Origin of the sequence: Enterobacter cloacae complex sp. P14RS (assembly GCF_014895895.1) — a bacterium.
GTDB lineage: Bacteria > Pseudomonadota > Gammaproteobacteria > Enterobacterales > Enterobacteriaceae > Enterobacter > Enterobacter bugandensis.
Genome location: NZ_JADBQM010000019.1, coordinates 19,169 through 43,489, shown reverse-complemented (window position 1 = coordinate 43,489; position 24,321 = coordinate 19,169). Strand labels below are relative to the sequence as shown.

Sequence of the window (24,321 nt, the reverse complement as noted above, 5' to 3'; positions counted from 1 at the left end):
CTGTTATGGAAATAATGCAGGAGCAGGGGTGAAGATTAAAGCGTGATTTTTATAAACACTTATACGGTAAAATATATAAATGTGTTGGGGAGCCAGACTGGCTCCCCGGGAGAGATATTACGCGTCCGGATACTCACGGATAAAACGTTCAACGTCTTCAACCATATGGTTGTTGCCAACGAAGAACGAACGACGCTGGTGAAGGCTTTCCGGCACTATGTCCAGAATACGCTGTTTACCGTCGCTCGCCTTGCCGCCCGCCTGTTCGGCCAGGAACGCCATCGGGTTGCATTCGTACAGCAGGCGCAGCTTCCCGTCCGGGTGGCTGGCGGTGCTTGGATAGAGGTAGATACCGCCCTTCAGCAGGTTACGGTGGAAATCCGCGACCAGAGAGCCAATGTAGCGGGACGTGTAAGGGCGCTGGGTCGCTTTATCTTCTTCCTGGCAGAATTTGATGTACTTCTTCACGCCGTTCGGGAACTTGATGTAGTTGCCTTCGTTGATGGAGTAAGTGCTGCCTTTCTCCGGGAAGCGCATACGTTCCTGGCACAGGCAGAAGACGCCCAGCGACGGATCGTAGGTAAAGGCGTGAACCCCGCATCCGGTGGTGTAGACCAGCATGGTGGACGAGCCATAAACGACGTAACCGGCCGCAACCTGGTTACTGCCCGGCTGCAGGAAATCTTCCTCGGTTACCGGCGTACCAACAGGCGTGACGCGGCGGTAGATGGAGAAAATGGTACCGACAGAAACGTTAACGTCGATGTTGGAGGAGCCGTCGAGCGGATCCATCAGTACGACGTATTTCGCGTGTTCACACCCTTCGAATACAACAATTTCATCTTCTTCTTCGGAGGCGATACCCGCAACGATGTCGCGCGCGCGCAGTGCAGCTTTCAGTTTTTCATTTGCGAACAGATCGAGTTTCTGCTGAACCTCGCCCTGAACGTTCTCGGCACCGCTGGCACCCAGGATATCGACCAGACCGGCCTTGTTGATATCACGGTGGATGATCTTAGCGCCCAGCTTTATTGCCGACAGCAAAGCAGTGAGTTCACCCGTAGCATGAGAGAACTCGTGCTGCTTTTCGACAATAAATTCACCTAACGTTTTCATAACACTTTCCCTGCATCTTTGTGAGTAGAGCGATTGTATGTTCACTAAAACGACTAAAGCCCAACAATCTTAACAAATATTCAAATAGTAGCGCAGAGGTGAATCGCGCCAGCAACATACGGATTTACCTGAAATGCGTTTCACAGCCGCTAACATGTGAGTAAAATGTGCGCCACATTAAAGAAGGATAGTGACGTATGCGCATTCATATATTGGGGATTTGTGGCACTTTCATGGGCGGACTGGCAATGCTGGCGCGCTCGCTGGGCCATGAAGTGACAGGTTCGGACGCCAATGTGTATCCGCCGATGAGCACGCTTCTGGAGAAACAGGGCATCTCTTTAATTCAGGGCTACGATGCCAGCCAGCTGGATCCCGAGCCGGATCTGGTCATCATTGGCAACGCCATGACCCGCGGTAACCCGTGCGTTGAAGCGGTGCTGGAACGCAATATTCCGTTCATGTCCGGCCCGCAGTGGCTGCATGATTTCGTGCTGCGCGACCGCTGGGTGGTTGCCGTAGCCGGTACCCACGGCAAAACCACCACCGCCGGCATGGCGACCTGGATCCTTGAAGCCTGCGGCTACAAGCCGGGCTTCGTGATCGGCGGCGTGCCGGGTAATTTCGACGTCTCTGCGCGTCTCGGCGACAGCCCGTTCTTTGTGATTGAAGCGGATGAATACGACTGCGCATTCTTCGACAAGCGTTCCAAATTCGTGCACTACTGCCCGCGCACGCTGATCCTCAACAACCTTGAGTTTGACCACGCGGATATCTTTGACGACCTGAAAGCCATTCAGAAACAGTTCCACCACCTGGTGCGCATTGTTCCGGGCCAGGGCCGCATTATCCTGCCGGAGAACGACATCAACCTGAAGCAGACCCTGGCGATGGGCTGCTGGAGCGAGCAGGAACTGGTGGGCGAGCAGGGCCACTGGCAGGCGAAAAAACTCAACGCGGATGCCTCCGAGTGGGAAGTACTGCTCGACGGTGAGAAAGTGGGCGAGGTGAAGTGGGGCCTGGTGGGCGAGCACAACATGCACAACGGCCTGATGGCGATCGCCGCGGCGCGCCACGTGGGCGTGCTGTCTGCGGATGCGGCCAATGCGCTGGGGACGTTTATCAACGCCCGCCGCCGCCTGGAGCTGCGCGGCGAAGCGAACGGCGTGACGGTGTATGACGATTTCGCGCACCACCCAACGGCCATTCTGGCGACGCTTGCCGCCCTGCGTGGCAAGGTTGGCGGCACCGCGCGCATTCTGGCGGTGCTGGAACCGCGCTCGAACACCATGAAAATGGGCATCTGCAAAGACGACCTCGCGCCGTCCCTGGGACGTGCCGACGAAGTCTTCCTGCTGCAGCCGCAGCATATTCCGTGGCAGGTGGCTGAAGTGGCCGACGCCTGCATTCAGCCTGCGCACTGGAGCGCGGACGTGGATGTCTTAGCGGATATGGTGGTGAAAGCCGCACAGCCTGGCGACCACATTCTGGTGATGAGCAACGGTGAGTTCGGTGGGATCCATCAGAAGCTGCTGGACGGTCTGGCGAAGAAAGCCGCGGCCGCAGAGTAAAAAAAAGCCCGGTGGCGCTAGCGCTTACCGGGCCTACATTATCTCTTCTCCCTCTCCCCTTTGGGGTGAGGGGCTTACTCTGCGTTTTCAGACAGCTCGCGCAGATACTGGAAAATCAGACGCGCGGATTTCGGCGGCTTATTCCCCTCTTTCTCTTTCTTCGCGTTGCGGATCAAAGAACGCAGCTGCTGGCGGTCGGCATCCGGCCACAGGTTCAGCACTTCCGGTACCGCATCATCACCCTGTTCAATCAGACGATCGCGGATCTGCTCCAGCTTATGGAACAGCGCAACCTGCTGGTTGTGGCGGTTTTTCAGCTTGTCCAGCGCCTGACGGATCGGATCAACGTCGCGCTGACGCAGCATTTTACCAATAAGCTGAAGCTGGCGACGACGGCCTTCTTTCTTGATTTTCTGTGCCAGTTCAATGGCATCACGCAGATCCTGGTCGAGCGGGATCTTATCCAGCGCGTTTTTACCCAGTTCTACCATTTCTGCGCCAAGCTGTTTTAACTCTTCGGCGTCACGTTTAATTTCACTTTTACTGACCCAGATGATCTCATCATCTTCGTCTTCGATGTCATCACCGGGAACGTCGTCGAGCCAGTCTTCGGGCTGCTTAGTCATGTCAGGCTCCTTAAAAAAAGAGGCTAATGTTACCAGTTAAGACGCGCACTGAAAAACGGTTCTCTGTTAGACTTCACTTAACTCTCTCTTACAGTATGGCATTTGCGATGAAAGTAACCTCACAAGTTGAAGCGCAGCGTAAGATTCTGGAAGAAGCCGTCTCCACCGCGCTGACGCTCGCTTCAGGTAAATCAGATGGCGCCGAAGTGGCGGTCAGCAAAACCACCGGCATTAGCGTGAGCACCCGCTATGGCGAAGTGGAGAATGTAGAATTTAACAGCGATGGCGCGCTTGGGATCACGGTGTATCACCAGAACCGCAAAGGCAGCGCGTCGTCCACCGATCTCAGCCCGGATGCCATCGCCCGCACGGTGCAGGCGGCGCTGGATATCGCCCGTTACACCTCTCCGGATCCTTACGCAGGCGTGGCGGATAAAGATCTGCTGGCGTTTGACGCGCCGGATCTCGATCTGTTCCATCCGGCTGAAGTCACGCCGGATGAAGCGATTGAACTGGCCGCGCGCGCCGAGCAGGCGTCTTTGCAGGCTGACAAGCGCATCACGAATACCGAAGGCGGTAGTTTCAACAGCCACTACGGCATCAAAGTTTTCGGCAACAGCCACGGCATGCTGCAGGGCTACTGCTCCACCCGTCACTCGCTTTCAAGCTGCGTGATTGCCGAAGAGAACGGCGACATGGAGCGTGACTACGCCTACACCATTGGCCGCGCGCTGGGGGATTTGCAGTCTCCTGAGTGGGTGGGCAAAGAGTGTGCCAAACGCACGCTGTCTCGCCTGTCGCCGCGTAAGCTCTCCACCATGAAGGCCCCGGTCATTTTTGCCAATGAAGTGGCGACCGGTCTGTTTGGTCATCTGGTGGGCGCTATCGCGGGCGGCTCGGTGTACCGTAAATCGACCTTCCTGCTCGACTCGCTGGGCAAGCAGATCCTGCCGGAGTGGCTGACTATCGAGGAACATCCGCACCTGCTGAAAGGGCTGGCCTCCACGCCATTCGACAGCGAAGGCGTGCGCACGGAACGCCGCGATATCGTTAAAGACGGCATTCTGACCCAGTGGCTGCTGACCAACTACTCCGCGCGCAAGCTGGGGCTGAAAAGCACCGGACATGCGGGCGGGATCCACAACTGGCGCATTGCCGGTCAGGGCCTGAACTTCGAGCAGATGCTGAAAGAGATGGGCACCGGTCTGGTGGTCACCGAGCTGATGGGCCAGGGCGTAAGCGGCATCACCGGCGACTATTCTCGCGGTGCGGCAGGCTTCTGGGTCGAAAACGGCGAAATTCAGTATCCGGTGAGCGAAATTACCATCGCCGGTAACCTGAAGGACATGTGGCGCAATATCGTTACGGTCGGTAACGATATTGAAACACGTAGCAATATACAGTGTGGTTCTGTATTACTGCCGGAAATGAAAATCGCCGGCCAGTAATACCCGAAAAGCGTTTTAATAATAAAAAAGGAAGTGAGCAATGCGTAAACACCTGTTAGCGATCGTCGCGGCTTCAACGCTGGTTCTTGGCTCTTCTGCGTTTGCTGCCGATCTCGAAGACAACATGGACATCCTCAGTCAAAACCTGAAGGTAGTGCAGAAAACGGACAATGCGGCGGAAATGAAAGGCGCACTGACCAAAATGCGTGAAGCGGCGCTGGACGCGCAAAAAGCGACGCCGCCAAAGCTGGAAAGCAAAGCGGCAGACAGCGCAGAGATGAAAGACTATCGCCACGGCTTTGACGTGCTGGTCGGTCAGATCGACGGCGCGCTGAAGCTGGCTAACGAAGGTAAAGTGAAGGAAGCCCAGGCGGCGGCCGACCAGTTTGTGGCGACGCGCAACACGTATCACAAGAAATACCGTTAATTGGGTGCCTGAGCTGTACGTCCTTCCTCCGTATGCGGAGGCGCACTAAGCGCCCCCGCATCCTTGCTCCCTACTGGCCGGAGCGACAATCCATCCGCGCTGTCACTTCAAGCGAGCCGTTTCGAAAACGGATCTCGCACAGTGTTTTCCTCGTCACCAGCGTTAAGATGATTATTGTCAAAGCAACAATCATCGAAACCCGGATAATTGGGGATTGGCGTTTCATGGATGCCTCCTTGCTTTAAAGCGGGCGAGGTAGCGAACTCCACGGTCCGACGTGTCGTTTCGAGCCCCCGCCCTGATTTTCTATCAGGCGGGGCTTTCCACTTTCCGTCCCATGCCTGAGACGGTCAGTCTCAAGCACCCGCAGCCACTCTAGCGAATCCCCATAAGAAAACCTTATCCACGTCACATTTCTACGAGCCTGCTCGTAAACTTTTCCACTCCGCTTACCTGTTTAGTGCCGCTTAATAGCGTGATATTCATCACGTAAATGCGGCCGTTAATCCAGATTCACCATATTTATGTGGCACAGATCACTGCTGCGGCTCGCCTTTCCACTTCGAAGTGGAAAACAACTCGCTACAAACCCTTCACGCCCAACGTTAGTTTTATTCCAGAGCCATTAACGGGGTAAGACGAGTGATTAACGGAGCGGTAATGAACGACGTTGGGGAACAGGCGGTGCAAACAGAACAGCTCGCGAACACCATGCTGCAGCAGGTTTATGCCCTGCTGGCCCGGCACAACATCATCCCCAATGCGGTACAGGAGCAGATGCTCACCTCCCACGTTCGCGCAATGGCGCACCGGTCCGTGACCGGCGAGCCGCTGCCGGAGGTTGAAGCAGAGCTGTTCGACGAAATCTCACCAGATTCAATGCAGCTTGCCCGTGAAGTGGTGGCGCAGTTTGGCAACCTTCCTGATGAAGAGGCCTGGCTGCTCTCCGTTCACTTTGAAGTCGCGAAAGACAACCTTTAAGGAGCAACACATGGAACAGATTACAGTCGTGATTGGCGATCGCCTGGGTAAAGGTCAGAAAGTGGCTGCGGGTGTGGAAAAAGCCGGTGGACGCGCGGTGGTTGTGCCGGGCATGGCGGCGGACATGAAGCTCGGCGACGTAATGAAAGCGGAAAACGCCACCTTCGGCATCTCCTTCTGCGGCAGCGGCGGCGCGGGCGCCATCACCGCCCAAACCAAATATGGCTACAAGGCCAAATACGGCATGCGTTCCGTGGAAGAGGGCGTGACCGCCATCAACGAAGGCTGCAACGTGCTGGGCTTTGGCTTTATGGATAAAGAAGAGCTGGGCGAGCGTCTGGTACAGGCGTGGCAGAAGAAATACGGCGCATAAGCATGAAAGAACAGTTCACAACCACGGTGAGAGTGAAGGGGAAGGGCGACGCTAAAGCGCGCGCCTTTGCCGATGCCCTCAACCACGTTCAGGCCGCGGTGATGAAAGCCTCACCGCATATCTTACTGCGTATTGAGCCACAGGATGTGCAGGTAGTTCAGGCGCAAGAAGCGGTGCGTAAAGAAGCGTTTCTGTTCTTCTTTTTGCGCCGGGAAAGACGCACCTACAGCGTGGAGCTGGATGTGACCGTCAACGTGACCGCCATCAATCTTGACCGGGTGGATTTCGTCACGCAACGCTGATTATTCATAAAAGGGCAGACTGATGTTCTTAATTATATTAATAAAATCGCTCATCATTGGCGGCCTGGTTGGCGTCGGTGTCGGAGCCGGGGCTGCACGCATGTTTCATGCGCCTACCACTCAGGGTATGGGCGCGTTTCGTACGTTGGGGGAACTGAACTCCTGTGAAGGGGATCCGGCGTCCCACTTCTCCTTTGGGTTAGGTTTCTTCTTTAACGCCTGGGCCTCTTCCGTGGCTGCAGGTGCCTTCACACAGGACGTTGACCACCGCATCATCCCGAACTGGGGTGCTGCTGCACTGATGATCAAAAACCGTAACGTCGGCGAAACGCTGCACGATCCCCGCAAAATGGCGATTGCCTGCGGCGTGATTGGCATGCTCGTCGTCACCTTCCTGAACCTGACCGCCTCCTCCGTGCCGGCAGCGCTGCAGGTTACCGCCGTGAAGGTGCTGGTGCCTGCCGCGAACCTGCTGGTTAACACCGTGATGCCGGTGATCTTCTGGCTGGCGGCCATCGACGCGGGTAAAAAATCGGGCTTCTGGGCCACCATCTTCGGCGGCGCGGCGCAGTTGATCATGGGGAACGCCGTACCGGGTCTGGTTCTCGGCATCCTGATCGGTAAAGGCGTTGAGGAGAGCGGCTGGAACCACGTCACCAAAGTGATGATGGCGGCGATCGTGCTGCTGTTCGTGTTGAGCGGCTTCTTCCGCGGCTTCGACATGAAGATGATCGAATCCTTCCATCTGACCGTGCCGAACTGGCTCGACATGATCCACAACTCGCTCAGCGGTAAATAACAGGAGCCTCTACATGGAACAGAATAAAGGTTTTTGGTATGCCGACTGGTCGTTCCCGATCTTCGTTGGCCTGCTCTCCTCCGGCGTCTTCGCCGGGACGCACATGTACTACCTCTACGGCATCGGCGCGTTTAACGAAGTGGCCTTCGTGGCGATGCTGAAAGCGGGCATCGATACCGGCGTCTACGGCGCGGTGGCGGCGTTCGGCGCGAGCTTCCTGTTCGCCCGCATTATTGAAGGGTCGCTGGTGGGTATTCTCGACATCGGCGGGGCGATCCAGACCGGCGTGGGCCTCGGCGTACCGGCGCTGCTGCTGGGCGCGGGGATCATGTTCCCGGTGACCAACTTCATTGCCTCGCTGATTACCGGCCTGGTGATTGGTCTGGCGATTGGCTACGTCATCATCCTGGCGCGTAAGTTCACCATCAACCAGAGCAACTCCACCTACGGTGCAGACGTGATGATGGGCGCGGGTAACGCCTCCGGCCGCTTCCTCGGGCCGTTGATTATCCTCAGCGCGATGACCGCCTCCATTCCAATCGGCGTTGGTTCGCTGGTCGGCGCGCTGCTCTTCTACATCTGGCAGAAGCCGATTACCGGTGGCGCCATCCTCGGCGCAATGATTTTGGGCTGGCTGTTCCCGGTCGCCCTTTAATACCCGCGGGCGCTCCGGCGCCCGCCTTTTCAGGAGATCCTCATGTTAGATTTACTCCTGCGCCGTGCGCGCCTCGCCGACGATACTCTGACCGATATCGCCATTCAGGACGGGAAGATCGCCGCGACGGGCGAAATTGATGCTCCCGCCCGCAAGACGGTTGAGCTTAACGGTGACGTGTTCGTGAGCGCAGGCTGGATTGACTCCCACGTACACTGCTACCCGAACTCCCCGATTTACCACGACGAGCCGGACAGCGTGGGCATTGCCACCGGCGTCACTACCGTGGTGGACGCGGGCAGTACCGGGGCCGACGACGTGGACGATTTTTATGAAATCACCCGTAAAGCCTCCACCGAGGTCTTTGCCCTGCTGAATATCTCCCGCGTGGGGCTGATTGCCCAGAACGAACTGGCCAACATGGCAAACATTGACGCCGATGCGGTGAAGCAGGCGGTGAAGCGCCACCCGGATTTTATTGTCGGCCTGAAGGCGCGCATGAGCAGCAGCGTGGTTGGTGAAAACGGCATCACGCCGCTGGAGCGCGCCAAAGTCATTCAGAAAGAGAATGGCGACCTGCCGCTGATGGTGCACATCGGCAATAACCCGCCGAACCTCGACGAAATCGCCGAGCTGTTAAGCTCCGGCGACATCATTACCCACTGCTATAACGGCAAGCCTAACCGCATTCTGACGCCGTCCGGCGAGCTGCGCGCCTCCATCACCTCCGCCCTTAAGCGCGGCGTGCGTCTGGACGTCGGCCACGGTACGGCGAGCTTCAGCTTCGAAGTGGCAAAACGCGCCATCGCGATGGGCATTCTGCCGCACACCATCAGCTCGGATATCTACTGCCGAAACCGCATTAACGGCCCGGTTGGCTCGCTGGCAAGCGTGATGTCGAAGTTTCTCGCCATCGGCATGTCATTGCCGCAGGTGATTGACTGCGTGACCTCGAACGCCGCCGACGGCCTGCGCCTGACGCGCAAGGGTCGCATCCAGCCGGGTCTCGACGCCGACCTGACGCTGTTCACGATTAAACGCCAGCCAACGGTGCTGACGGACGCTGAAAACGACAGCCTGCAGGCTGAACACATTCTGGTGCCGCTTGCCGCGATCCGCGCGGGCAAGGGCTACATGACCGAACAAGGGAGCACGGAACATGCCTTCGATTTATGAGAAGTATAATTTAAAGCAGGTTATCAACACCTCTGGCCGCATGACGGCGCTGGGCGTCTCCACGCCGCGCCCGGAAGTAGTGCAGGCGGCGATGGACGGCATGAATCATTACTTCGAGATGAAGGATCTGGTCAATAAAACTGGGGAATACATCGCGAAGCTGCTGGATGTGGAAGGCGCGACGGTGGTCTCCTGCGCGTCGGCGGGCATCGCCCAGTCCGTGGCGGCGGTGCTGGTAAAAGACAGCGACTGGCTGCTGGAAAACCTGCACGTCACCCCAATCGAGAACAATGAAATCGTCCTGCCGAAAGGCCACAACGTTAACTTTGGCGCGCCGGTCGGCACCATGGTGGCGCTGGGCGGCGGCAAGCTGGTGGAAGCGGGTTACGCCAACGAATGTTCCGCCGACCAGCTGGCGGCGGCCATCACCCCGCGCACGGCGGCGATCCTCTACATCAAATCGCACCACTGCGTGCAGAAAAGCATGCTCAGCGTCGAGCAGGCGGCAGTCGTCGCACGTAAACACTCCCTGCCGCTGATCGTTGATGCCGCGGCGGAAGAAGATCTGCACGTGTACTACCGCTCCGGCGCGGATCTGGTGATTTACAGCGGCGCGAAAGCGATCGAGGGGCCAACCAGCGGCCTGGTGATCGGCAAAACCCAGTACGTCGAGTGGGTGAAACGCCAGACGGCGGGTATTGGCCGCGCCATGAAGGTGGGTAAAGAGGGGATCCTCGGCCTGACCTGCGCCATCGAACACTACCTGACGGCCACCAAGGAAAGCGGCGCCGAGATGGTGGCGAAAATGACGCCGTTTATCGACGCGCTCAACACCCTGAACGGCGTCACCGCCCGCGTGGTCTGGGACAGCGCGGGTCGCGATATCGCCCGCACCGAAATTAAGTTCGACGAAGCCACCACAGGCGTCGGCACGGGTGACCTGGTGAACGCGCTCAAGCAGGGCGAATACGCCATCTATTTCCGTGGCTACAAGGCCAACGAAGGGATTATCGAAGCGGACGTGCGCAGCGTAAGTGCTGACCAGCTGAACATCGTCTACCGCCGCATTAGTGAAGTATTAGGACAGGAGAAAAACGCATGAAACTGACCCCCAATTTTTACCGTGACCGCGTCTGCCTGAACGTGCTGGCCGGCTCAAAGGCCAACGCCAGCGCCATTTACGAGGCGGCGGAAGGTCACGTGCTGGTGGGCGTGCTCTCCAAAAATTACCCGGACGTGGCGAGCGCGGTCGCGGATATGCGTGAATACGCGGCGCTGATTGATAACGCGCTCTCCGTGGGCCTCGGCGCGGGCGATCCGAACCAGTCGGCGATGGTGAGCGAGATCTCCCGCCAGGTGCAGCCGCAGCACGTTAATCAGGTCTTCACCGGCGTGGCAGCGAGCCGCGCGCTGCTGGGGCAGAATGAATCGGTGGTCAATGGCCTGGTCTCTCCGACCGGTACCGTCGGCATGGTGAAAATCTCCACCGGCCCGCTGAGCAGCAAAGCGCCGGACGGCATCGTGCCGGTTGAAACGGCGATTGCCCTGCTGAAAGACTTCGGCGGCAGCTCGATCAAGTACTTCCCGATGGGCGGCCTCAAGTGCCGTGACGAATACCAGGCGGTAGCGGAAGCCTGCGCCCGTCACGACTTCTGGCTGGAGCCGACGGGGGGTATCGATCTGGAAAACTATGAGGCGATCCTGCAGATCGCCCTCGACGCGGGCGTGAGCAAAATCATCCCGCATATCTACAGCTCGATTATCGACAAAGCCAGCGGCGATACGCGTCCCGAAGATGTGCGTACGCTTCTGGCGATGACGAAGAAGCTGGTGAAGTAGAACTCACACATATAAAGGAGCCACCATGCACACCCGTAACCTGCTTGTCGCTTCACTCTCAATGCTCGCCACCGCCGCCATTGCCCAGACGCAATACGCCTGGGTGGGCACCTATAATCCGAACGGTGAAGGGCTGTACCGTTTTACCGTCGACCCGCAAACCGGCGCGCTCGATAACAAAACGCTGGTGAGCAAACTGCCGAACGCGGCGCAGTTGACCCTTTCGCAAGACGGTAAAACGCTGTATCTGGCAAGCGAAGTAGAGCAGGGCGTGGTGCAGGCGCTGCGCGTCGGCGATAACGGTGAGCTGAGCGAGCTGAATCAGGTGGCCTCCGGCGGCGCCGGGCCGGTGTATCTTTCGCTAACGCCAAACGGCAAGCATCTGCTGGTGGCGAACTACGTCAGCGGATCGATTGCCGTTTTGCCCGTCAACGCGGACGGCAGCCTGGGTGACGCGACGGACAGACATCAGGACCAGGGCGAACCGGGCGCGGCGAAGCCGGAAGCGGCTGTCGAAGGTAGCTTTGCCATCAGCGATCACAATGGCCCGCATGCGCACATGATCGCCGCCGATCCGAACGGTAAGTACGTTTTTTCCACCGATCTTGGGCTGGATCGTATCTATCAGTACCGCTTTGACGATCGAACCGGAAAGCTCACGCCGAACGATCCGCCGTTTATCAGCGCCTCCTCAAAAGGCGCCGGCCCGCGTCATTTTGTTTTTACGCCGAAAGGCGATGCCCTGTGGCTGATTAACGAAGAGGCGTCGACGCTCACCCATTATGCGCTGGACAGCAGCGGCAGACTGAAAGAGGGCAAAACGATCTCTGCCCTGCCGGACGGCTATAAAGGCACCAGTTTTGCTGCCGGGCTGGCGCTAAGCGCCGATGGTAAACAGCTGTATGTGGCGAACCGTTTGCATAACAGCATTGGGCACTTTACCGTAACAGCGGAGGGCACGCTGACGCATCAGGAGGATGTCTGGACGCGCGGCGACTACCCGCGCACCCTGACGCTCGATAAGCAGGGACGCTGGCTGTACGTCATGAACCAGCGCAGCGACAACATTACCCGTTTCCGCGTGGCGCAGGACGGCAAGCTGAGCTTCGAGCCAGACTATACCCCGGTCGGCAGCCCATCCCAGATGGTCATTTCACCCTGAGCAGTAAGAGGACAACGACGTGCGATTTCCGAACCAACGTTTAGCGCAACTTTTCGATCTGTTGCAAAACGAGACGCTGCCGCAGGACGAGCTGGCGCAGCGGCTGTCGGTCTCCACGCGAACCGTCCGCGCAGATATCACCGCCCTGAACGCGCTGCTGGCGAGCCACGGCGCGCAGTTTATTCTGAGCCGGGGTAACGGCTACCAGCTTAAAATTGACGATGCCGAGCGCTATCAGCAGCTGCAGGCATCGCACCCGCGCGCACTGCGTATTCCCCGAACGGGACCGGAGCGCGTGCACTATCTGGTGGTGCGTTTCCTGACGTCGGCGTTTTCACTTAAGCTTGAAGATCTGGCCGACGAGTGGTTTGTCAGCCGCGCCACCTTGCAGAGCGACATGGTGGAAGTGCGCGAGTGGTTCCAGCGCTATAACCTGACGCTGGAAACCCGCCCGCGCCACGGCATGAAGCTGTTTGGCAGCGAGATGTCGGTCCGCGCCTGCCTGACCGATCTTCTGTGGGAGCTGGCGCAGCAGGACAGCCTTAACCCGCTGGTGACGGAGGTCGCGCTCAACGCCGGGGTACCGGAGCAGATGGTAGTCGTGCTTCACGACGCGCTCACCCGCCATCACATTCGTCTGACCGACGAAGGCGAACTGTTCCTGCGCCTGTACTGCGCGGTGTCGGTGCGGCGCATCAGCGAGGGGTATCCGCTGCCGGAATTCCACGCGGAAGACGTGGAAGAGAACGTGCGCGAGGCTGCGAAGGATATCGCGGTGGCCATTCAGGAGCTGGCGGGCAAGGCGCTTGCGCCATCGGAAGAGAGCTGGCTGTGCGTCCACATCGCGGCGCGGCAGATTCAGGAGATTGCCCCCAGCGCGATTAACGCCGACGACGACGAAGCGCTGGTCAACTATATCCTTCGCTACATCAACACCCACTATAACTACAACCTGCTCAGCGACGCGCAGCTGCACGCCGATCTGCTCACGCACATCAAAACCATGATCACCCGCGTGCGCTATCAGATCATGATCCCCAATCCGCTGCTGGACAACATCAAGCAGCACTATCCGATGGCGTGGGATATGACTCTCGCGGCGGTGTCGAGCTGGGGGAAATACACCCCGTATGCGATCAGCGAAAACGAGATTGGTTTTCTGGTGCTGCACATCGGCGTGGGGCTCGAGCGCCACTACAACATCGGCTACCAGCGCCAGCCGCGCGTGCTGCTGGTGTGCGACGCCGGTAATGCGATGGTGCGCATGATCGAGGCGGTGCTCCAGCGCAAATACCCGCAGATCGAGGTGACGCGCACGCTCACTCTGCGCGAATACGAGCTGGCGGATGCCATCGGCGAAGACTTTGTCATCTCCACCGCCCGCGTGAGTGAAAAATCTAAACCGGTGGTGACGATCGCCCCGTTCCCGACCGATTATCAGTTAGAACAGATCGGCAAGCTGGTGCTGGTGGACCGCACCCGCCCGTGGATGCTGGAGAAATACTTCGACGCGGCCCATTTCCGCATTCTCGACAAGCCTGTTGACCAGCAAACGCTGTTCCGCGAGCTGTGTGAACAGCTTGAGGCCGAAGGCTTTGTCGGCGCGGAGTTTCTGGATTCGGTCGTTGAGCGTGAAGCTATCGTCAGCACCATGCTCGGCGACGGCATCGCGCTGCCGCACTCCCTCGGCCTGCTGGCACAGAAAACGGTGGTCTATACGGTGCTGGCTCCGCAGGGTATTCAGTGGGGGGATGAAACGGCGCACGTCATCTTCCTGCTCGCCATCAGCAAAAGCGAGTACGAAGAGGCGATGGCGATTTATGACATCTTCGTCACTTTCCTGCGAGAACGCGCGATGGCGCGCCTGTGCCAGTGCGAGGATTTTGCGGCGTTTAAGGCTGAGGCGATGGAGAGTTTGAGCCGGTTTTGAGAGGCGTTATCCAGAATTCGATGTAATGCGAATGTAATGCTAAACTGCATTACACATTCGATTTTACTGGAGGCATAATGGCCACGCTTAACGTCCGTCTGGATGACAAACTCAAAAATGAGGCGTATGCCGTGCTGGAAAAACTCAATATTACCCCAACGGAAGCCGTGCGGTTACTGTTTCAGTACGTTGCGGAAACAGGGCGTATGCCGGTGAAAACTGTCACCATCAGTGACAGTGAAGATGAACTGATACAGACAGTCCGGGAGCGACTGGCGAATCCACAAAAGGGAATTAAGGTTAGTCTGGATGATTTATGAACTGGAGTTCGACCCGAGGGCTTTAAAGGAGTGGCATAAGCTGGGCGATACGGTGAAATGCCAGTTTAAAAAGAAACTTGCTGACGTCTTAGTGAACCCCAGAATTGAATCGGCCCGCCTGCACGGCCTGTCGGATTGCTACAAAATAAAACTCAGATCTCTGGGTTATCGTTTGGTTTATCAGGTTCAGGATAACGTAGTTACGGTATTTGTTATCGCTATCGGAAAGAGAGAGAAATCAGCCGTTTATCATGAAGCAAATAAACGGCTTTAGCATTTAACGCAGATGATGCACAACCTGGTTGCTGCTGCCGCGCCAGATCAGGGCCGGATCTTTTAAATCCTGCACGAACTTGCCGTCCACCAGCACGTTAATCAAATCCACGACTTCCCTCTGAGCTGCATTCAGCTCATCCAGCTTATATCCCGTCCAGACCCAGATATCTTTTCCCGCGCACTCGCGGCGAATGCGTTTCACCAGCTTCAGGATCTCCGGCACGTTTTGCGGATGGAGCGGATCGCCGCCGGAGAGCGAAATCCCCTGGCGTTTGATGCGCGTGTCGTTCAGGTCGTTGATGATGCGGTCCTCCATTTCAGCGGTAAACAGCATGCCGGAATTTACGCGCCAGGTGCTTTTGTTGTAGCAGCCGGGGCACTCATGTACGCAGCCTGAAACGAACAGGGTGCAGCGGGTGCCGGGGCCGTTGACAATATCGACGGGGTAGTACTGATGGTAGTTCATAGCGGTTAACCAAGCCGGGTACAGTGTGAGTGCGGATTGTAGGCCCGGTAAGCGTAGCGCCACCGGGCATAAATGTGGCAGTGGCTCAACCGATCTGCCCATTCCCCAGATGTTTCACCCGGCGCTTCACCTCTTCCTGCTTGCCAGCGTTAAACGGACGGGCATCCGGGCTGCCGAGATAGCCGCACACGCGACGGGTCACGGAGACACGGGCTGCATCGTGGTTGCCGCATTTCGGGCAGGTAAAGCCTTTGCTCGTACACTCGAACTCACCGGTAAAGCCACACTCGTAGCATTCGTCGATTGGCGTATTGGTCCCGTAATACGGCACGTGCTGATAGCTATAATCCCACACGTCTTCCAGCGCCTTCAGGTTGTGCTGGATGTTCGGGTACTCGCCGTAGCAGATGAACCCGCCGCTGGCGATGGGCGGATAGGCCGCTTCGAAGTCGATCTTGTCGTACGGGTTTACCTTTTTCTCCACGTCGAGGTGGAAGCTGTTGGTGTAGTACCCTTTGTCGGTCACGCCTTCCACAATCCCGAACTCGGCGGTGTCCAGACGGCAGAAGCGGTCGCACAGGTTCTCGCTCGGCGTACTGTAGAGGCTAAACCCGTAGCCAGTTTCCTCTTTCCACTGGTCAACCGCGTCGCGCAGGCGCTGGACAATCGCAATGCCTTTTTCGCGCAGGGCCGCGCTGTCGTACATATGCGCGTCGCCAGACAGGGCGTTGATGGTTTCGTGGATGCCGATATAGCCCAGCGAAATCGACGCGCGGCCGTTTTTGAAGATCTCGGACACGTCATCGTCCGCCTTCAGGCGCACGCCGCAGGCCCCTTCCATATAGAGGATGGGCGCCACGCGGGCTTTCACCCCTTCAAGGCGTGCGATACGGGTCATCAGCGCCTTACGCGCCAGCTGCAGGCGTTCATCCAGCAGTTTCCAGAATTCAGCTTCATTGCCTTTGGCCTCCAGCGCGATGCGCGGCAGGTTCAGGCTGATGACGCCCAGGTTGTTACGCCCGTCGTGGATCTGCTCGCCGTTTTCATCCTCGTACACCCCGAGGAAGCTGCGGCAGCCCATAGGCGTTTTAAACGAGCCGGTGACTTTTACCACCTGGTCGTAGTTCAGAATGTCCGGGTACATGCGCTTGCTCGCGCACTCCAGCGCCAGCTGTTTGATGTCGTAGTTCGGATCGCCAAACTTGTGGTTCAGGCCGTCGCGGATGGCGAACACCAGTTTCGGGAACACCGCGGTTTTGCGGTTCTTGCCGAGGCCGGAAATACGGTTGCGCAGAATGGACTGCTGGATCAGGCGTGATTCCCAGCTGGTGCCCAGGCCAAAACCGAAGGTTACAAACGGCGTCTGCCCGTTGGCGGTGTGCAGCGTGTTCACTTCATATTCCAGCGACTGGAACGCGTCGTAGCACTCTTTTTCGGTACGGGAGTGCGCATAGCCGTCCGCGTCCGGGATCTGCCACTCTTCGGCAGTTTTCCGATGCTTGTTGAAGCTCGCCGTCACGAACGGGGCCAGCACTTCGTCAATGCGGTTAATGGTGGTCCCGCCATAAATGTGGCTCGCCACCTGAGCGATAATCTGTGCCGTTACCGCTGTCGCCGTGGAGATCGACTTAGGCGGTTCAATCTCGGCGTTACCCATTTTAAAGCCCTGGGTCAGCATGCCTTTCAGGTCGATCAGCATGCAGTTGAACATCGGGAAGAACGGCGAGTAATCGAGGTCGTGATAGTGGATCTCGCCGCGCTCGTGTGCCGAGACCACGTCGCGCGGCAGCAGATGCTGGCGGGCATAGTGTTTGGCGACGATACCGGCCAGCAGATCGCGCTGGGTCGGGATCACTTTGCTGTCTTTGTTGGCGTTTTCATTGAGCAGGGCAGAGTTGGTCTGCTCCACCAGGCCACGGATCTCCTGATTCAAGCGACCGCGCTTCTCACGCTGCACGTCGCGATCGTGGCGATACTCAATGTAGGCGCGGGCTAACTGTTTGTAGGGGCCAGCCATCAGCTGGTTTTCAACCGCGGTCTGGATCTCGTTGATATCGACCTGGCTGCGTTCAGTCATCTGGCTGCTAACGACTTCTGCGACGGTGGCGCAGTAATCTGCGTCATCGACTCCCGCTGCTTTAGCTGCACGCAGAATGGCTTCCTGGATGCGCTCTGATTTAAACGGCACTTTACAGCCATCACGTTTCATCACATGCGGTGTCATGATCACTCCATTTTTAAAAACAGGTTATCCACAGAGGTGGAGAAGTATTCACCGGACGTATTCCCCGTCAGGCCAAAGACTTCCCCCGTTCCCAGCTCGTGTTATCCACAATTCCGGCCAGCGTAAGCGCCGTCTTGTTGTTGGAATAGTAGACGATTAATACAAGATGTTGGGTCGGCGTGCATTTTAAGTTCTACATATAGTGATTTGCATCAAACAAGTTTGCGATTTATTTGACGCAGAACAAAGTAAAAAGACGAGAGTACAAACGGCGGGCGCTTCAGCCTTTGTAAAGACGCGAAGGAAAAATCTGATTAATTATTCAACAAAAACAAGCGCTCAACGCGGTACGTGCTGAGCGCCGTTCGGTTAACTCACCGCGCAGGCCCAGCTCAATCCTGCCTGTAAAAAGGCTGCGGTAGCGATACTGCCCAGTATCACCGGAATGAGAAGGGAGCGGTCAGGGGCCGCATCCTGTTTTTGAGGTTCTTCAGCACTCAGGGCGGACATCGCCTCTTCCCGGGTGCGCGCCGCCAGAAGCTGCGCGCGCACTCGATCTTCTGTCAATAAACTGGTCAGCGTCGTCAGCAGCTGCATGTGGGTACTGCCTGCTTCCGCGGGCGGAATGGCGAGCAGGAAAACCATTCTGACCTCTTCATCACCGTCCAGCCCCGGCCAGCGTATCGGGTCGTCAAAGAGTGCCAGACAAAACGCCGCCTGCTGCACCGCCTCGGTTTTACCGTGCGGAACGGCGAGCGTTTCACCCAGCGCGGTAGGGCCTTCGCTTTCGCGCTGTAACACGCTCTGGATGAATGTTTCTTCATCGCAGATGATTTTTCGCCTGGCGAGCGGTTCGGTGAGCCAGCGGATCAGCGCTTCAGGCGTACGGTGCGGCGGGTTGATAAAAACCAGATCGAGGTGCGTCAATGCAAGCAAGTTCATATTAAGCCTCCATCAAAAAATCGCAGGTTGCGAAAGGGGGGATTGCCGTTACCGGCGGCACAGGCTCTTCCAGATAGTTGATCTGACGTAGCCCCGCCAGACTTTCCGGGACGGGAACCGGCTGCGTCCCGGCGTTAAACACGCGGACGACGGTGCCATTCGACCGTTGCGCATGGGGCAGGGCAGAAAGGACTAGCGGCTCCGGCAGGATCAATAATGAGAATTGTGCCGGAAGCTGATGCTCGGGCAGACGCAACGCAAAGCGTTCAAGGCGGTGATCGAGCGTATGTAGCGTTTGCCGCTGATAGGTGAAGGGCTGTCCGGCCGCCTGATTTTCCAGTTGGCGAAGCGTGAGATGATCGGCGCTGTCGGCCAGCGCGACGGTAAATGAAAAGTGCAGCGGTTTCAGTAACTGGGCGTCGGGGGTCTCAACCACCGTATTATTAATGCCGGACGCACGGCCCGGTCGCCAGTCGAGATCGTTGCGCCCGAGCACGCCCGTCGCTTTAAACAACGTCAGGGCAATCGTCGCGGGTTCGCTGCCGATAATCTGAAATTCCTTCATACCGCGACTATTCACCACCAGCGCTTTGCCCGCTTCCGCGACAGCAATAATGCCTTCGGTGGTTTCGATATCCACGGGCATCTCGCGATAGCGCTCCTGCCAGTTTTCACTCTCACACCCCGTATCGCGCTGGATTATCGCGAAGGGCTGGGAGGCGATAGCGTGACGGGTGCGAATATCGCTGCCTATCAGTAAACGTAGCCGGTGATCGCAGTGGCTGTTTTCCAGCGAAGCCTCGACGTACAGGTTCGGATCGTCTTCGCGTAATGTGCACTCCAGACGAATGGATAACGGCGTTCGGGCAGTATCCTGGCGTCCGGCGAGATCTGGCGTAAGAAACAGGGTGGCTTCAACGATCAGCTTTTCGACAAGCGGCGTTTTCAGGCAGCCGACGAGCGTGAAATGGTCGCATCGCGTCGGGGTATCGCCCGCAAGCGGTGAGAAATCGTAGCTGTCGCCGGCATCCGCACAGTCTTCAAGGGTAAAGAACGAGGGGATGCATCTGCCGCTGCGTTTGTCGTGCAGGGTTAGCGTTCCGTCGTCCAGCGTTAATCGATACTGTGCATTCTCTATCTCGCTGCCCGTTGTCTGTTCAGGCTGCCGGAAAGGCGCCGGGTCATCTTCAACGTTAACGCTGAGATAGCCGACCGGCGGCAGAACCGGTGTTTTCACAGCAACGTGCCAGCGGTAATAAGGGGGAAGGGGCGTTTCACACTCGCCTTCGGCGTTAAGGGAGATCGCCGTTCCGCCGGGCAACACGTCTCTTTTCAGGACGTCGAAGGGGATGGTCTGCCCCTGATACGTCAGGGCAATATTTTCAGCGCGGCTATAGAGAGTGGTTTTCACCACGCGCTGCGTTTGCGTGGCCAGCGGGTTAAAAAGCAGCAGATCGCCTTCCCGAGCGCAGGCGGCGGCCAGGGTTTTCACCACCAGGTTCCACAGGCTATGGCACAGCTGTTCGGTTTGCTCCAGTCGATGCAAAATATCGCGGTTGGTGGTATCGCTGTTACAGCCGCCGATGGAGTCATGGGCATGGCTTCGCAACAGCTTCTTCCAGAGCGTATCGACCACCGAGAGGTTGACCGGGAGCCCCTGATGACGCGCCATGGCGATTGTCGGCTCCAGCTGCCGCAGGATGAACTGCTCAACTGCATCATTTTTCTTTTTAATGTCGTAGCGCACGGAGCCGATCGTTTTATGGATGCGGGTGTAGCGCGGCGATTTCAGCTCTCCTTCCCAGAATTCAAACTGTTCACGCTGCGCGCGCAGAATGTCGACGTAGCGCTCCAGCGAACTGATGACGTAACGGTCCTCATCCGGGGAGCGTGCGCTGGCGACCTGCAGGATTTTCGGCAGCGCCGGGTCGATGCTGACCTGATCGCCGCCGCAGGGCAGCAGCAGGTCATTTATTCCGGCCCGCGAGCGCAGGAGATTGACCATCGGATAGATTTTTCCCTGCAAATGGCTCGCGTCTGAAGAGATGTTTTTAGCCGCGCCATAACCGAGCGCCATCGCGCAGGCGATAACGGTCGCCCCTGACGGCGCGCGCCAGAGGAACTGGCTGCTTTTCGCCTGTCTGTCGTGATCGATGCCGCGCCAGAAGACGATGTTGTCGATATTGCAGCCCTGCAAAATCGTGGGCATCTGCGCATTGTGGCCGAAGGTATCCGGAAGATACCCAACCTGCATGGCGTGCCCCAGCTTACGGGCAGAGAAGATGCCGTATTTGAGGTTGCGGATAATGGATTCGCCATGCACGTTGTAGGTGTCCGTCTGGGTATACCACGGCCCCACAAAAATCCTTTTCGCTCTGACCAGCGTCTCCAGCCTGGTGCGATACTCGGGATTGATGACGAGAAAGTCCTCTACCACCGCCATCTGTCCGTCAAGGTGATAGCAGCTGTAAGCCGGGTCCTGCTCCAGCGTGTCGATGACGTCCGCAAAGTTATATGACGCCAGCACCATGCTGTCCTGACGGGTGAAATACCACTCCTGATCCCAGTGCGTATGGGCAATGACGTGGATCTGATTCATGACCTTCCCCTTAGCTGGCGTTCTTTGGGCTGACGTAAAGCACGCCCAGGGCGCAAATCAGTGCGCCAATAAAGACGCTCGTCAGGTAGCCCGCCACGTTGGTTGCCAGCGGCCAGCCCCAGATGGCCGGCAGCGGCAGCGTCTGCTTCACGCCGAGTGCAATGGCGACCAGCGCGCCGGCGACGGCACCGGTCATGAACACCGGGATCAGACGTGGGTTTTTCAGGATGAACGGGATCGCGCCTTCGGAGATCCCAATCACGCCCAGCAGCAACGAGGTACTCCCGACGGTTTTCTCTTCCCGGCTAAAAACATCCGGTAATCCAAAGCGGCCGTTGAGGAACGCGGCAAAGCCGACACCAATAGAGGGGATCACGATGGAGAGTTCGCGGGCGGTGAGATCAAACGTTTCGCTCATGCCATTCAGACCGAGCGCGACTGAGCCTGCCGCCTTGTTGACCGGGCCGCCCAGGTCGAACGCGGTGCCTGCGGCGATCATCGCGGAATAGAATCCGCGCCCGGTGTCACCTGCCGAGGTAAAAAAGACCACCATCAGCTGGTTAAGCGAGCCGAAAATCGGGTTAATCAAATATTCCATGACCATCACCAGCGTAATGCCGGTGATGAGCGGGACGACCAGCATGGTCTTGATGGTGGTGAGCTGTTGGCGGACGTGAATGGAATCATTCAGCCAGCGCACCAGATAGCCCACAAAAAAGCCAATGCCGATCGCGCCGAAAAAGCCGGACGGCATAAAGCCTTCGATATCAAAGAAGCGCTTGTAGACCTCGTCTGACATGATGCCGCCGATAAGTCCGGGGATCAGCGCCGGTTTGCCGGCAATGGAAAACGCCAGATACATGGCGAAAACCGGATATATGAACTTAATGGTCATAAAGCCCACTTTATCCAGCACGCTGAACGGCGAATGGTCGATGTTAATAAACTGGCCGGTAATTTTGGCCGTTGCCATCATCAGCCCGCCCATGACCACCACCGGCAGCATATAGCTGATGGCCGCCATGATATGGCCGATAAAAATCTGGTAAGCCGAAGGCTGGAGTTCGTCTTCATGTACGACAGTCGTGACGTTTTTTTCCATGGCAAGCGCCTGACGCAGATAGCGATCGGTATGCTTGATCAGCTCTTGCGTGCGGGTTTGAAGGTGGGGAATGTTTTCAAAGCGCTCGGCATCCTGAATGGGGACGTCGGTTGCCAGAATAATGGCCGTGGCGGAGGCGATATCCTGCTTCGTTAAGCGGTTTTTAACGCCGTCGCTGCCCTGCGTTTCGACCTTAACCTCAATATTGTGCTCTTTAGCCCATGCAATAATTTTATTCGCCGCCATAAAGGTATGTGCAATGCCCGTCGGGCACGCCGTTACCGCGACAACTTTCTGTTTCGTCATTGTCATAATTCCCTGGATGTGAAAACAGGGAAAGTATAAAGAGAACCTAAAACAGTTTTTAACGTTTGCTAATACTAATTACGTATCGTGATACGCGTAAATGCAATGTGTGAAGCGCCTTCCAGAGACTATTTCTCTGTTGTGTTAATATCATGCCGGGATTAAACAGGGTGTAATATATGAATTCATTCCAGGGAAGTGAACGCTTGATATTTGAATACATTCAGCATCACGCGTGTAATATTTCTAATATTTCGGCAAAAGAGATTGCCCGTGATACCTTTACAACGACAACATCCGTTAATCGTGTGTGTAAAAAAATGGGGTATAAAAGCTATACCGAGCTTCGGTATCGTTTTTTACGCGATCATTTTACCCCGGCGCCTGCAGTGCCCGACGCGGGTCCGCAGGCGGACGACATTGTGGCGGAGGTGTCCAGGCTGCTCATCCATTCCAGCCATATCTATCTGTACGCACGCGGCGCCTCGCTTACCAGCCTCAACTACCTGTCGCGCTTTTTATCGCTGGCGAGTCTGCCGCATCTTATTTTGAATGACATGCACCAGCTGACACGGGTATCGAAGGGGACGCTGGTGCTGATCAGCAAATCCGGGGAGACACAGTCGCTGATAGAAATGGCGCGAAACGCGCTGCGCAAGGGCTTAAAGATTATTGCAATTACCCGTCAGGGGGCGACGCTGGCGTCGATCTCAACGCTATGCTGGCCGTTATCGATCGACATTAACGCGGTATCGCTGTATCAGCGGGAGGGACAGCTTGAACTTTTAAGCGCCGTGGACCGTATCGGCTGCAGGCTGCTGCAGCACGATACGGTGTAGTCAGGCCGTCAGAGCTGCTTCACTATCCCCAGACGTACGGCATAATCATTTTCATGGTTGCCGTCATTGTTGATATAGGTTTTATCCAGTGACACCAGCTCGACGTAAGGCGTCCAGCCATCGTCGAGCTGGTAGTTGAACGCAACGGTATGCTCCCAGTAGGTATCATCCCCGGTTCCCTGATCAACATTATCCTGCCAGCGGAAGCGCGGGTTGTAGGACATACCGAATTTGCCAATGTTGTACGCGAACCAAATGTCGAACTGGTGTGACTGGCGGCGGGTATAGCCGCTGCCGTCGAGTTCTTTGTCGCTGTGCGCGTCATTGATGGTGTTATAACGGTAACGGGCGGAAAGATTCAGACCGTTATCAAACGCTTTCCAGCCCTGAATGAAGGGGCGATAGTGGGTATTACTGGGGGTGAAAACCGTCACCATGCCAGGCGCAACGGCAAAGCCATTGCCCAGATTGAAGCGCCAGCGCGTTTCAATCTCCTGTGCCGCCTCCGTTAATCCTTTGTCATCGGGATTATTTCGGTCGGTATCACCAAAAAAGGTGTCGTTATGGTTTTGTGCGGCTTCAACGGAGAAGTAAAAACCGTTATCCGCCTGATGCATAACCTTAATACGAGAATCATTTACGTCAGAGCGCGTATTATGGCCAAAGCGAAGGTCGACGGACGTATTTCCGCACCATCCCTGTGTGCTCAATAATAATGCGCTAATACACGTTACTTTAATAATTGTCTTTTTCATCATGTCCTGCCGAGGTTATTTAATTGGCAGGGCTATTTTTATTTTCGGTACGCCGTGATGTAAAAGTTATCGTCGTACATTTAGCGT

General features: G+C 56.9%; 25 protein-coding genes. 16 read left to right on the top strand and 9 right to left on the bottom strand.

The window, feature by feature from the left end; genetic code table 11:
- Window positions 1-117: 117 nt before the first annotated feature.
- Entirely contained in the window at window positions 118-1,116 is a 999-nt protein-coding gene (gene fbp / locus IM295_RS14940) for a class 1 fructose-bisphosphatase (protein ID WP_028015293.1), read from the bottom strand.
- A 197-nt stretch (window positions 1,117-1,313) separates the two neighbouring features.
- Here fbp and mpl point away from each other — a divergent pair, with 197 nt between their 5' ends.
- Window positions 1,314-2,687 carry a UDP-N-acetylmuramate:L-alanyl-gamma-D-glutamyl-meso-diaminopimelate ligase gene (gene mpl / locus IM295_RS14935; protein ID WP_193066881.1) on the top strand — a complete coding sequence of 458 codons (1,374 nt, stop codon included), beginning with the start codon at window positions 1,314-1,316 and terminating at the stop codon, window positions 2,685-2,687.
- 74 nt (window positions 2,688-2,761) lie between these two features.
- Here mpl and yjgA read toward each other — a convergent pair whose 3' ends face one another.
- Window positions 2,762-3,313: a ribosome biogenesis factor YjgA gene (yjgA, locus tag IM295_RS14930; protein ID WP_028015295.1), complete on the bottom strand. Its 552-nt coding sequence runs from the start codon at window positions 3,311-3,313 to the stop codon at window positions 2,762-2,764.
- A 95-nt stretch (window positions 3,314-3,408) separates the two neighbouring features.
- Here yjgA and pmbA point away from each other — a divergent pair, with 95 nt between their 5' ends.
- Both pmbA and cybC read left to right on the top strand, forming a co-directional pair.
- Entirely contained in the window at window positions 3,409-4,761 is a 1,353-nt protein-coding gene (pmbA, locus tag IM295_RS14925) for a metalloprotease PmbA (RefSeq protein ID WP_193066880.1), read from the top strand.
- A 40-nt stretch (window positions 4,762-4,801) separates the two neighbouring features.
- On the top strand, window positions 4,802-5,188 hold the full coding sequence (cybC, locus tag IM295_RS14920) for a cytochrome b562 (protein ID WP_028015297.1): 387 nt from the start codon (window positions 4,802-4,804) through the stop codon (window positions 5,186-5,188).
- Between the two features lie 70 nt (window positions 5,189-5,258).
- On the opposite strand, the gene IM295_RS14915 is transcribed toward cybC, so the two are convergent.
- The gene (locus IM295_RS14915; RefSeq protein ID WP_041911460.1) at window positions 5,259-5,414 is read right to left on the bottom strand and encodes a Hok/Gef family protein; all 156 of its coding nucleotides are present in this window, start codon (window positions 5,412-5,414) and stop codon (window positions 5,259-5,261) included.
- Between the two features lie 416 nt (window positions 5,415-5,830).
- On the opposite strand from IM295_RS14915, the gene IM295_RS14910 reads away from it, so the two are divergent.
- From IM295_RS14910 to IM295_RS14855, 12 genes are all read left to right on the top strand, one after another.
- A complete protein-coding gene (locus tag IM295_RS14910; RefSeq protein ID WP_026080657.1) occupies window positions 5,831-6,169 on the top strand; it encodes a PRD domain-containing protein in 339 nt (112 codons plus the stop codon).
- A 10-nt stretch (window positions 6,170-6,179) separates the two neighbouring features.
- The gene (locus IM295_RS14905; protein WP_023293430.1) at window positions 6,180-6,542 is read left to right on the top strand and encodes an SFCGS family glycine-rich protein; all 363 of its coding nucleotides are present in this window, start codon (window positions 6,180-6,182) and stop codon (window positions 6,540-6,542) included.
- 2 nt (window positions 6,543-6,544) lie between these two features.
- The gene (locus tag IM295_RS14900) at window positions 6,545-6,844 is read left to right on the top strand and encodes a DUF4312 family protein (protein WP_008501409.1); all 300 of its coding nucleotides are present in this window, start codon (window positions 6,545-6,547) and stop codon (window positions 6,842-6,844) included.
- Window positions 6,845-6,866: 22 nt separating this feature from the next.
- Window positions 6,867-7,643: a DUF4311 domain-containing protein gene (locus IM295_RS14895; protein ID WP_023310182.1), complete on the top strand. Its 777-nt coding sequence runs from the start codon at window positions 6,867-6,869 to the stop codon at window positions 7,641-7,643.
- Window positions 7,644-7,656: 13 nt separating this feature from the next.
- On the top strand, window positions 7,657-8,298 hold the full coding sequence (locus IM295_RS14890; RefSeq protein ID WP_003856081.1) for a DUF4310 family protein: 642 nt from the start codon (window positions 7,657-7,659) through the stop codon (window positions 8,296-8,298).
- A 42-nt stretch (window positions 8,299-8,340) separates the two neighbouring features.
- Entirely contained in the window at window positions 8,341-9,474 is a 1,134-nt protein-coding gene (locus tag IM295_RS14885; protein ID WP_193066879.1) for an amidohydrolase/deacetylase family metallohydrolase, read from the top strand.
- Complete coding sequence (locus IM295_RS14880; RefSeq protein ID WP_028015299.1) at window positions 9,458-10,576, top strand: DgaE family pyridoxal phosphate-dependent ammonia lyase; 1,119 nt, start codon at window positions 9,458-9,460, stop codon at window positions 10,574-10,576. Before IM295_RS14885 ends, IM295_RS14880 begins: the two co-directional genes overlap by 17 nt.
- Complete coding sequence (locus IM295_RS14875) at window positions 10,573-11,313, top strand: KDGP aldolase family protein (RefSeq protein WP_041911457.1); 741 nt, start codon at window positions 10,573-10,575, stop codon at window positions 11,311-11,313. The genes IM295_RS14880 and IM295_RS14875 overlap by 4 nt, the downstream gene beginning before the upstream one ends.
- Before the next feature lie 25 nt (window positions 11,314-11,338).
- Window positions 11,339-12,475, top strand: a complete 1,137-nt coding sequence (locus IM295_RS14870; protein ID WP_193066878.1) for a lactonase family protein — start codon at window positions 11,339-11,341, stop codon at window positions 12,473-12,475.
- A 19-nt stretch (window positions 12,476-12,494) separates the two neighbouring features.
- Window positions 12,495-14,405, top strand: coding sequence for a transcription antiterminator (locus IM295_RS14865; RefSeq protein WP_182033523.1), 1,911 nt, complete (start codon window positions 12,495-12,497; stop codon window positions 14,403-14,405).
- Between the two features lie 77 nt (window positions 14,406-14,482).
- Window positions 14,483-14,725, top strand: a complete 243-nt coding sequence (locus IM295_RS14860; protein WP_023331889.1) for a type II toxin-antitoxin system RelB/DinJ family antitoxin — start codon at window positions 14,483-14,485, stop codon at window positions 14,723-14,725.
- Window positions 14,715-14,999, top strand: coding sequence for a type II toxin-antitoxin system RelE/ParE family toxin (locus IM295_RS14855; protein ID WP_088204684.1), 285 nt, complete (start codon window positions 14,715-14,717; stop codon window positions 14,997-14,999). Before IM295_RS14860 ends, IM295_RS14855 begins: the two co-directional genes overlap by 11 nt.
- A gap of 3 nt (window positions 15,000-15,002) precedes the next feature.
- On the opposite strand, the gene nrdG is transcribed toward IM295_RS14855, so the two are convergent.
- The 5 genes from nrdG to IM295_RS14830 all read right to left on the bottom strand — a co-directional run bounded on the left by nrdG (window position 15,003) and on the right by IM295_RS14830 (window position 22,640).
- Window positions 15,003-15,467 (bottom strand): anaerobic ribonucleoside-triphosphate reductase-activating protein, encoded by a 465-nt coding sequence (nrdG, locus tag IM295_RS14850; RefSeq protein ID WP_193066877.1) that lies wholly within the window; start codon window positions 15,465-15,467, stop codon window positions 15,003-15,005.
- 85 nt (window positions 15,468-15,552) lie between these two features.
- The gene (nrdD, locus tag IM295_RS14845) at window positions 15,553-17,691 is read right to left on the bottom strand and encodes an anaerobic ribonucleoside-triphosphate reductase (RefSeq protein ID WP_041911452.1); all 2,139 of its coding nucleotides are present in this window, start codon (window positions 17,689-17,691) and stop codon (window positions 15,553-15,555) included.
- 369 nt (window positions 17,692-18,060) lie between these two features.
- Window positions 18,061-18,633 (bottom strand): PTS sugar transporter subunit IIA, encoded by a 573-nt coding sequence (locus IM295_RS14840; protein ID WP_193066876.1) that lies wholly within the window; start codon window positions 18,631-18,633, stop codon window positions 18,061-18,063.
- Between the two features lies 1 nt (window position 18,634).
- A complete protein-coding gene (locus IM295_RS14835) occupies window positions 18,635-21,232 on the bottom strand; it encodes a glycoside hydrolase family 38 C-terminal domain-containing protein (RefSeq protein ID WP_193066875.1) in 2,598 nt (865 codons plus the stop codon).
- A gap of 10 nt (window positions 21,233-21,242) precedes the next feature.
- Entirely contained in the window at window positions 21,243-22,640 is a 1,398-nt protein-coding gene (locus IM295_RS14830; RefSeq protein ID WP_193066874.1) for a PTS fructose transporter subunit IIC, read from the bottom strand.
- Between the two features lie 179 nt (window positions 22,641-22,819).
- On the opposite strand from IM295_RS14830, the gene IM295_RS14825 reads away from it, so the two are divergent.
- Window positions 22,820-23,479, top strand: a complete 660-nt coding sequence (locus IM295_RS14825; RefSeq protein WP_041911449.1) for a MurR/RpiR family transcriptional regulator — start codon at window positions 22,820-22,822, stop codon at window positions 23,477-23,479.
- Between the two features lie 8 nt (window positions 23,480-23,487).
- Here IM295_RS14825 and IM295_RS14820 read toward each other — a convergent pair whose 3' ends face one another.
- Window positions 23,488-24,234 carry an oligogalacturonate-specific porin KdgM family protein gene (locus tag IM295_RS14820; RefSeq protein WP_028015309.1) on the bottom strand — a complete coding sequence of 249 codons (747 nt, stop codon included), beginning with the start codon at window positions 24,232-24,234 and terminating at the stop codon, window positions 23,488-23,490.
- Window positions 24,235-24,321 lie beyond the last annotated feature (87 nt).

Coding starts and splice junctions, on each gene's coding strand:
- IM295_RS14895 (WP_023310182.1), top strand. CDS start 6,867: ATGTTCTTAATTATATTAATAAAATCGCTCATCATTGGCGGCCTGGTT.
- IM295_RS14890 (WP_003856081.1), top strand. CDS start 7,657: ATGGAACAGAATAAAGGTTTTTGGTATGCCGACTGGTCGTTCCCGATC.
- IM295_RS14900 (WP_008501409.1), top strand. CDS start 6,545: ATGAAAGAACAGTTCACAACCACGGTGAGAGTGAAGGGGAAGGGCGAC.
- IM295_RS14860 (WP_023331889.1), top strand. CDS start 14,483: ATGGCCACGCTTAACGTCCGTCTGGATGACAAACTCAAAAATGAGGCG.
- IM295_RS14855 (WP_088204684.1), top strand. CDS start 14,715: ATGATTTATGAACTGGAGTTCGACCCGAGGGCTTTAAAGGAGTGGCAT.
- IM295_RS14870 (WP_193066878.1), top strand. CDS start 11,339: ATGCACACCCGTAACCTGCTTGTCGCTTCACTCTCAATGCTCGCCACC.
- cybC (WP_028015297.1), top strand. CDS start 4,802: ATGCGTAAACACCTGTTAGCGATCGTCGCGGCTTCAACGCTGGTTCTT.
- IM295_RS14825 (WP_041911449.1), top strand. CDS start 22,820: ATGAATTCATTCCAGGGAAGTGAACGCTTGATATTTGAATACATTCAG.
- IM295_RS14875 (WP_041911457.1), top strand. CDS start 10,573: ATGAAACTGACCCCCAATTTTTACCGTGACCGCGTCTGCCTGAACGTG.
- IM295_RS14840 (WP_193066876.1), bottom strand. CDS start 18,633: ATGAACTTGCTTGCATTGACGCACCTCGATCTGGTTTTTATCAACCCG.
- IM295_RS14835 (WP_193066875.1), bottom strand. CDS start 21,232: ATGAATCAGATCCACGTCATTGCCCATACGCACTGGGATCAGGAGTGG.
- mpl (WP_193066881.1), top strand. CDS start 1,314: ATGCGCATTCATATATTGGGGATTTGTGGCACTTTCATGGGCGGACTG.
- IM295_RS14905 (WP_023293430.1), top strand. CDS start 6,180: ATGGAACAGATTACAGTCGTGATTGGCGATCGCCTGGGTAAAGGTCAG.
- nrdG (WP_193066877.1), bottom strand. CDS start 15,467: ATGAACTACCATCAGTACTACCCCGTCGATATTGTCAACGGCCCCGGC.
- nrdD (WP_041911452.1), bottom strand. CDS start 17,691: ATGACACCGCATGTGATGAAACGTGATGGCTGTAAAGTGCCGTTTAAA.
- pmbA (WP_193066880.1), top strand. CDS start 3,409: ATGGCATTTGCGATGAAAGTAACCTCACAAGTTGAAGCGCAGCGTAAG.
- IM295_RS14885 (WP_193066879.1), top strand. CDS start 8,341: ATGTTAGATTTACTCCTGCGCCGTGCGCGCCTCGCCGACGATACTCTG.
- IM295_RS14830 (WP_193066874.1), bottom strand. CDS start 22,640: ATGACGAAACAGAAAGTTGTCGCGGTAACGGCGTGCCCGACGGGCATT.
- fbp (WP_028015293.1), bottom strand. CDS start 1,116: ATGAAAACGTTAGGTGAATTTATTGTCGAAAAGCAGCACGAGTTCTCT.
- yjgA (WP_028015295.1), bottom strand. CDS start 3,313: ATGACTAAGCAGCCCGAAGACTGGCTCGACGACGTTCCCGGTGATGAC.
- IM295_RS14915 (WP_041911460.1), bottom strand. CDS start 5,414: ATGAAACGCCAATCCCCAATTATCCGGGTTTCGATGATTGTTGCTTTG.
- IM295_RS14880 (WP_028015299.1), top strand. CDS start 9,458: ATGCCTTCGATTTATGAGAAGTATAATTTAAAGCAGGTTATCAACACC.
- IM295_RS14820 (WP_028015309.1), bottom strand. CDS start 24,234: ATGAAAAAGACAATTATTAAAGTAACGTGTATTAGCGCATTATTATTG.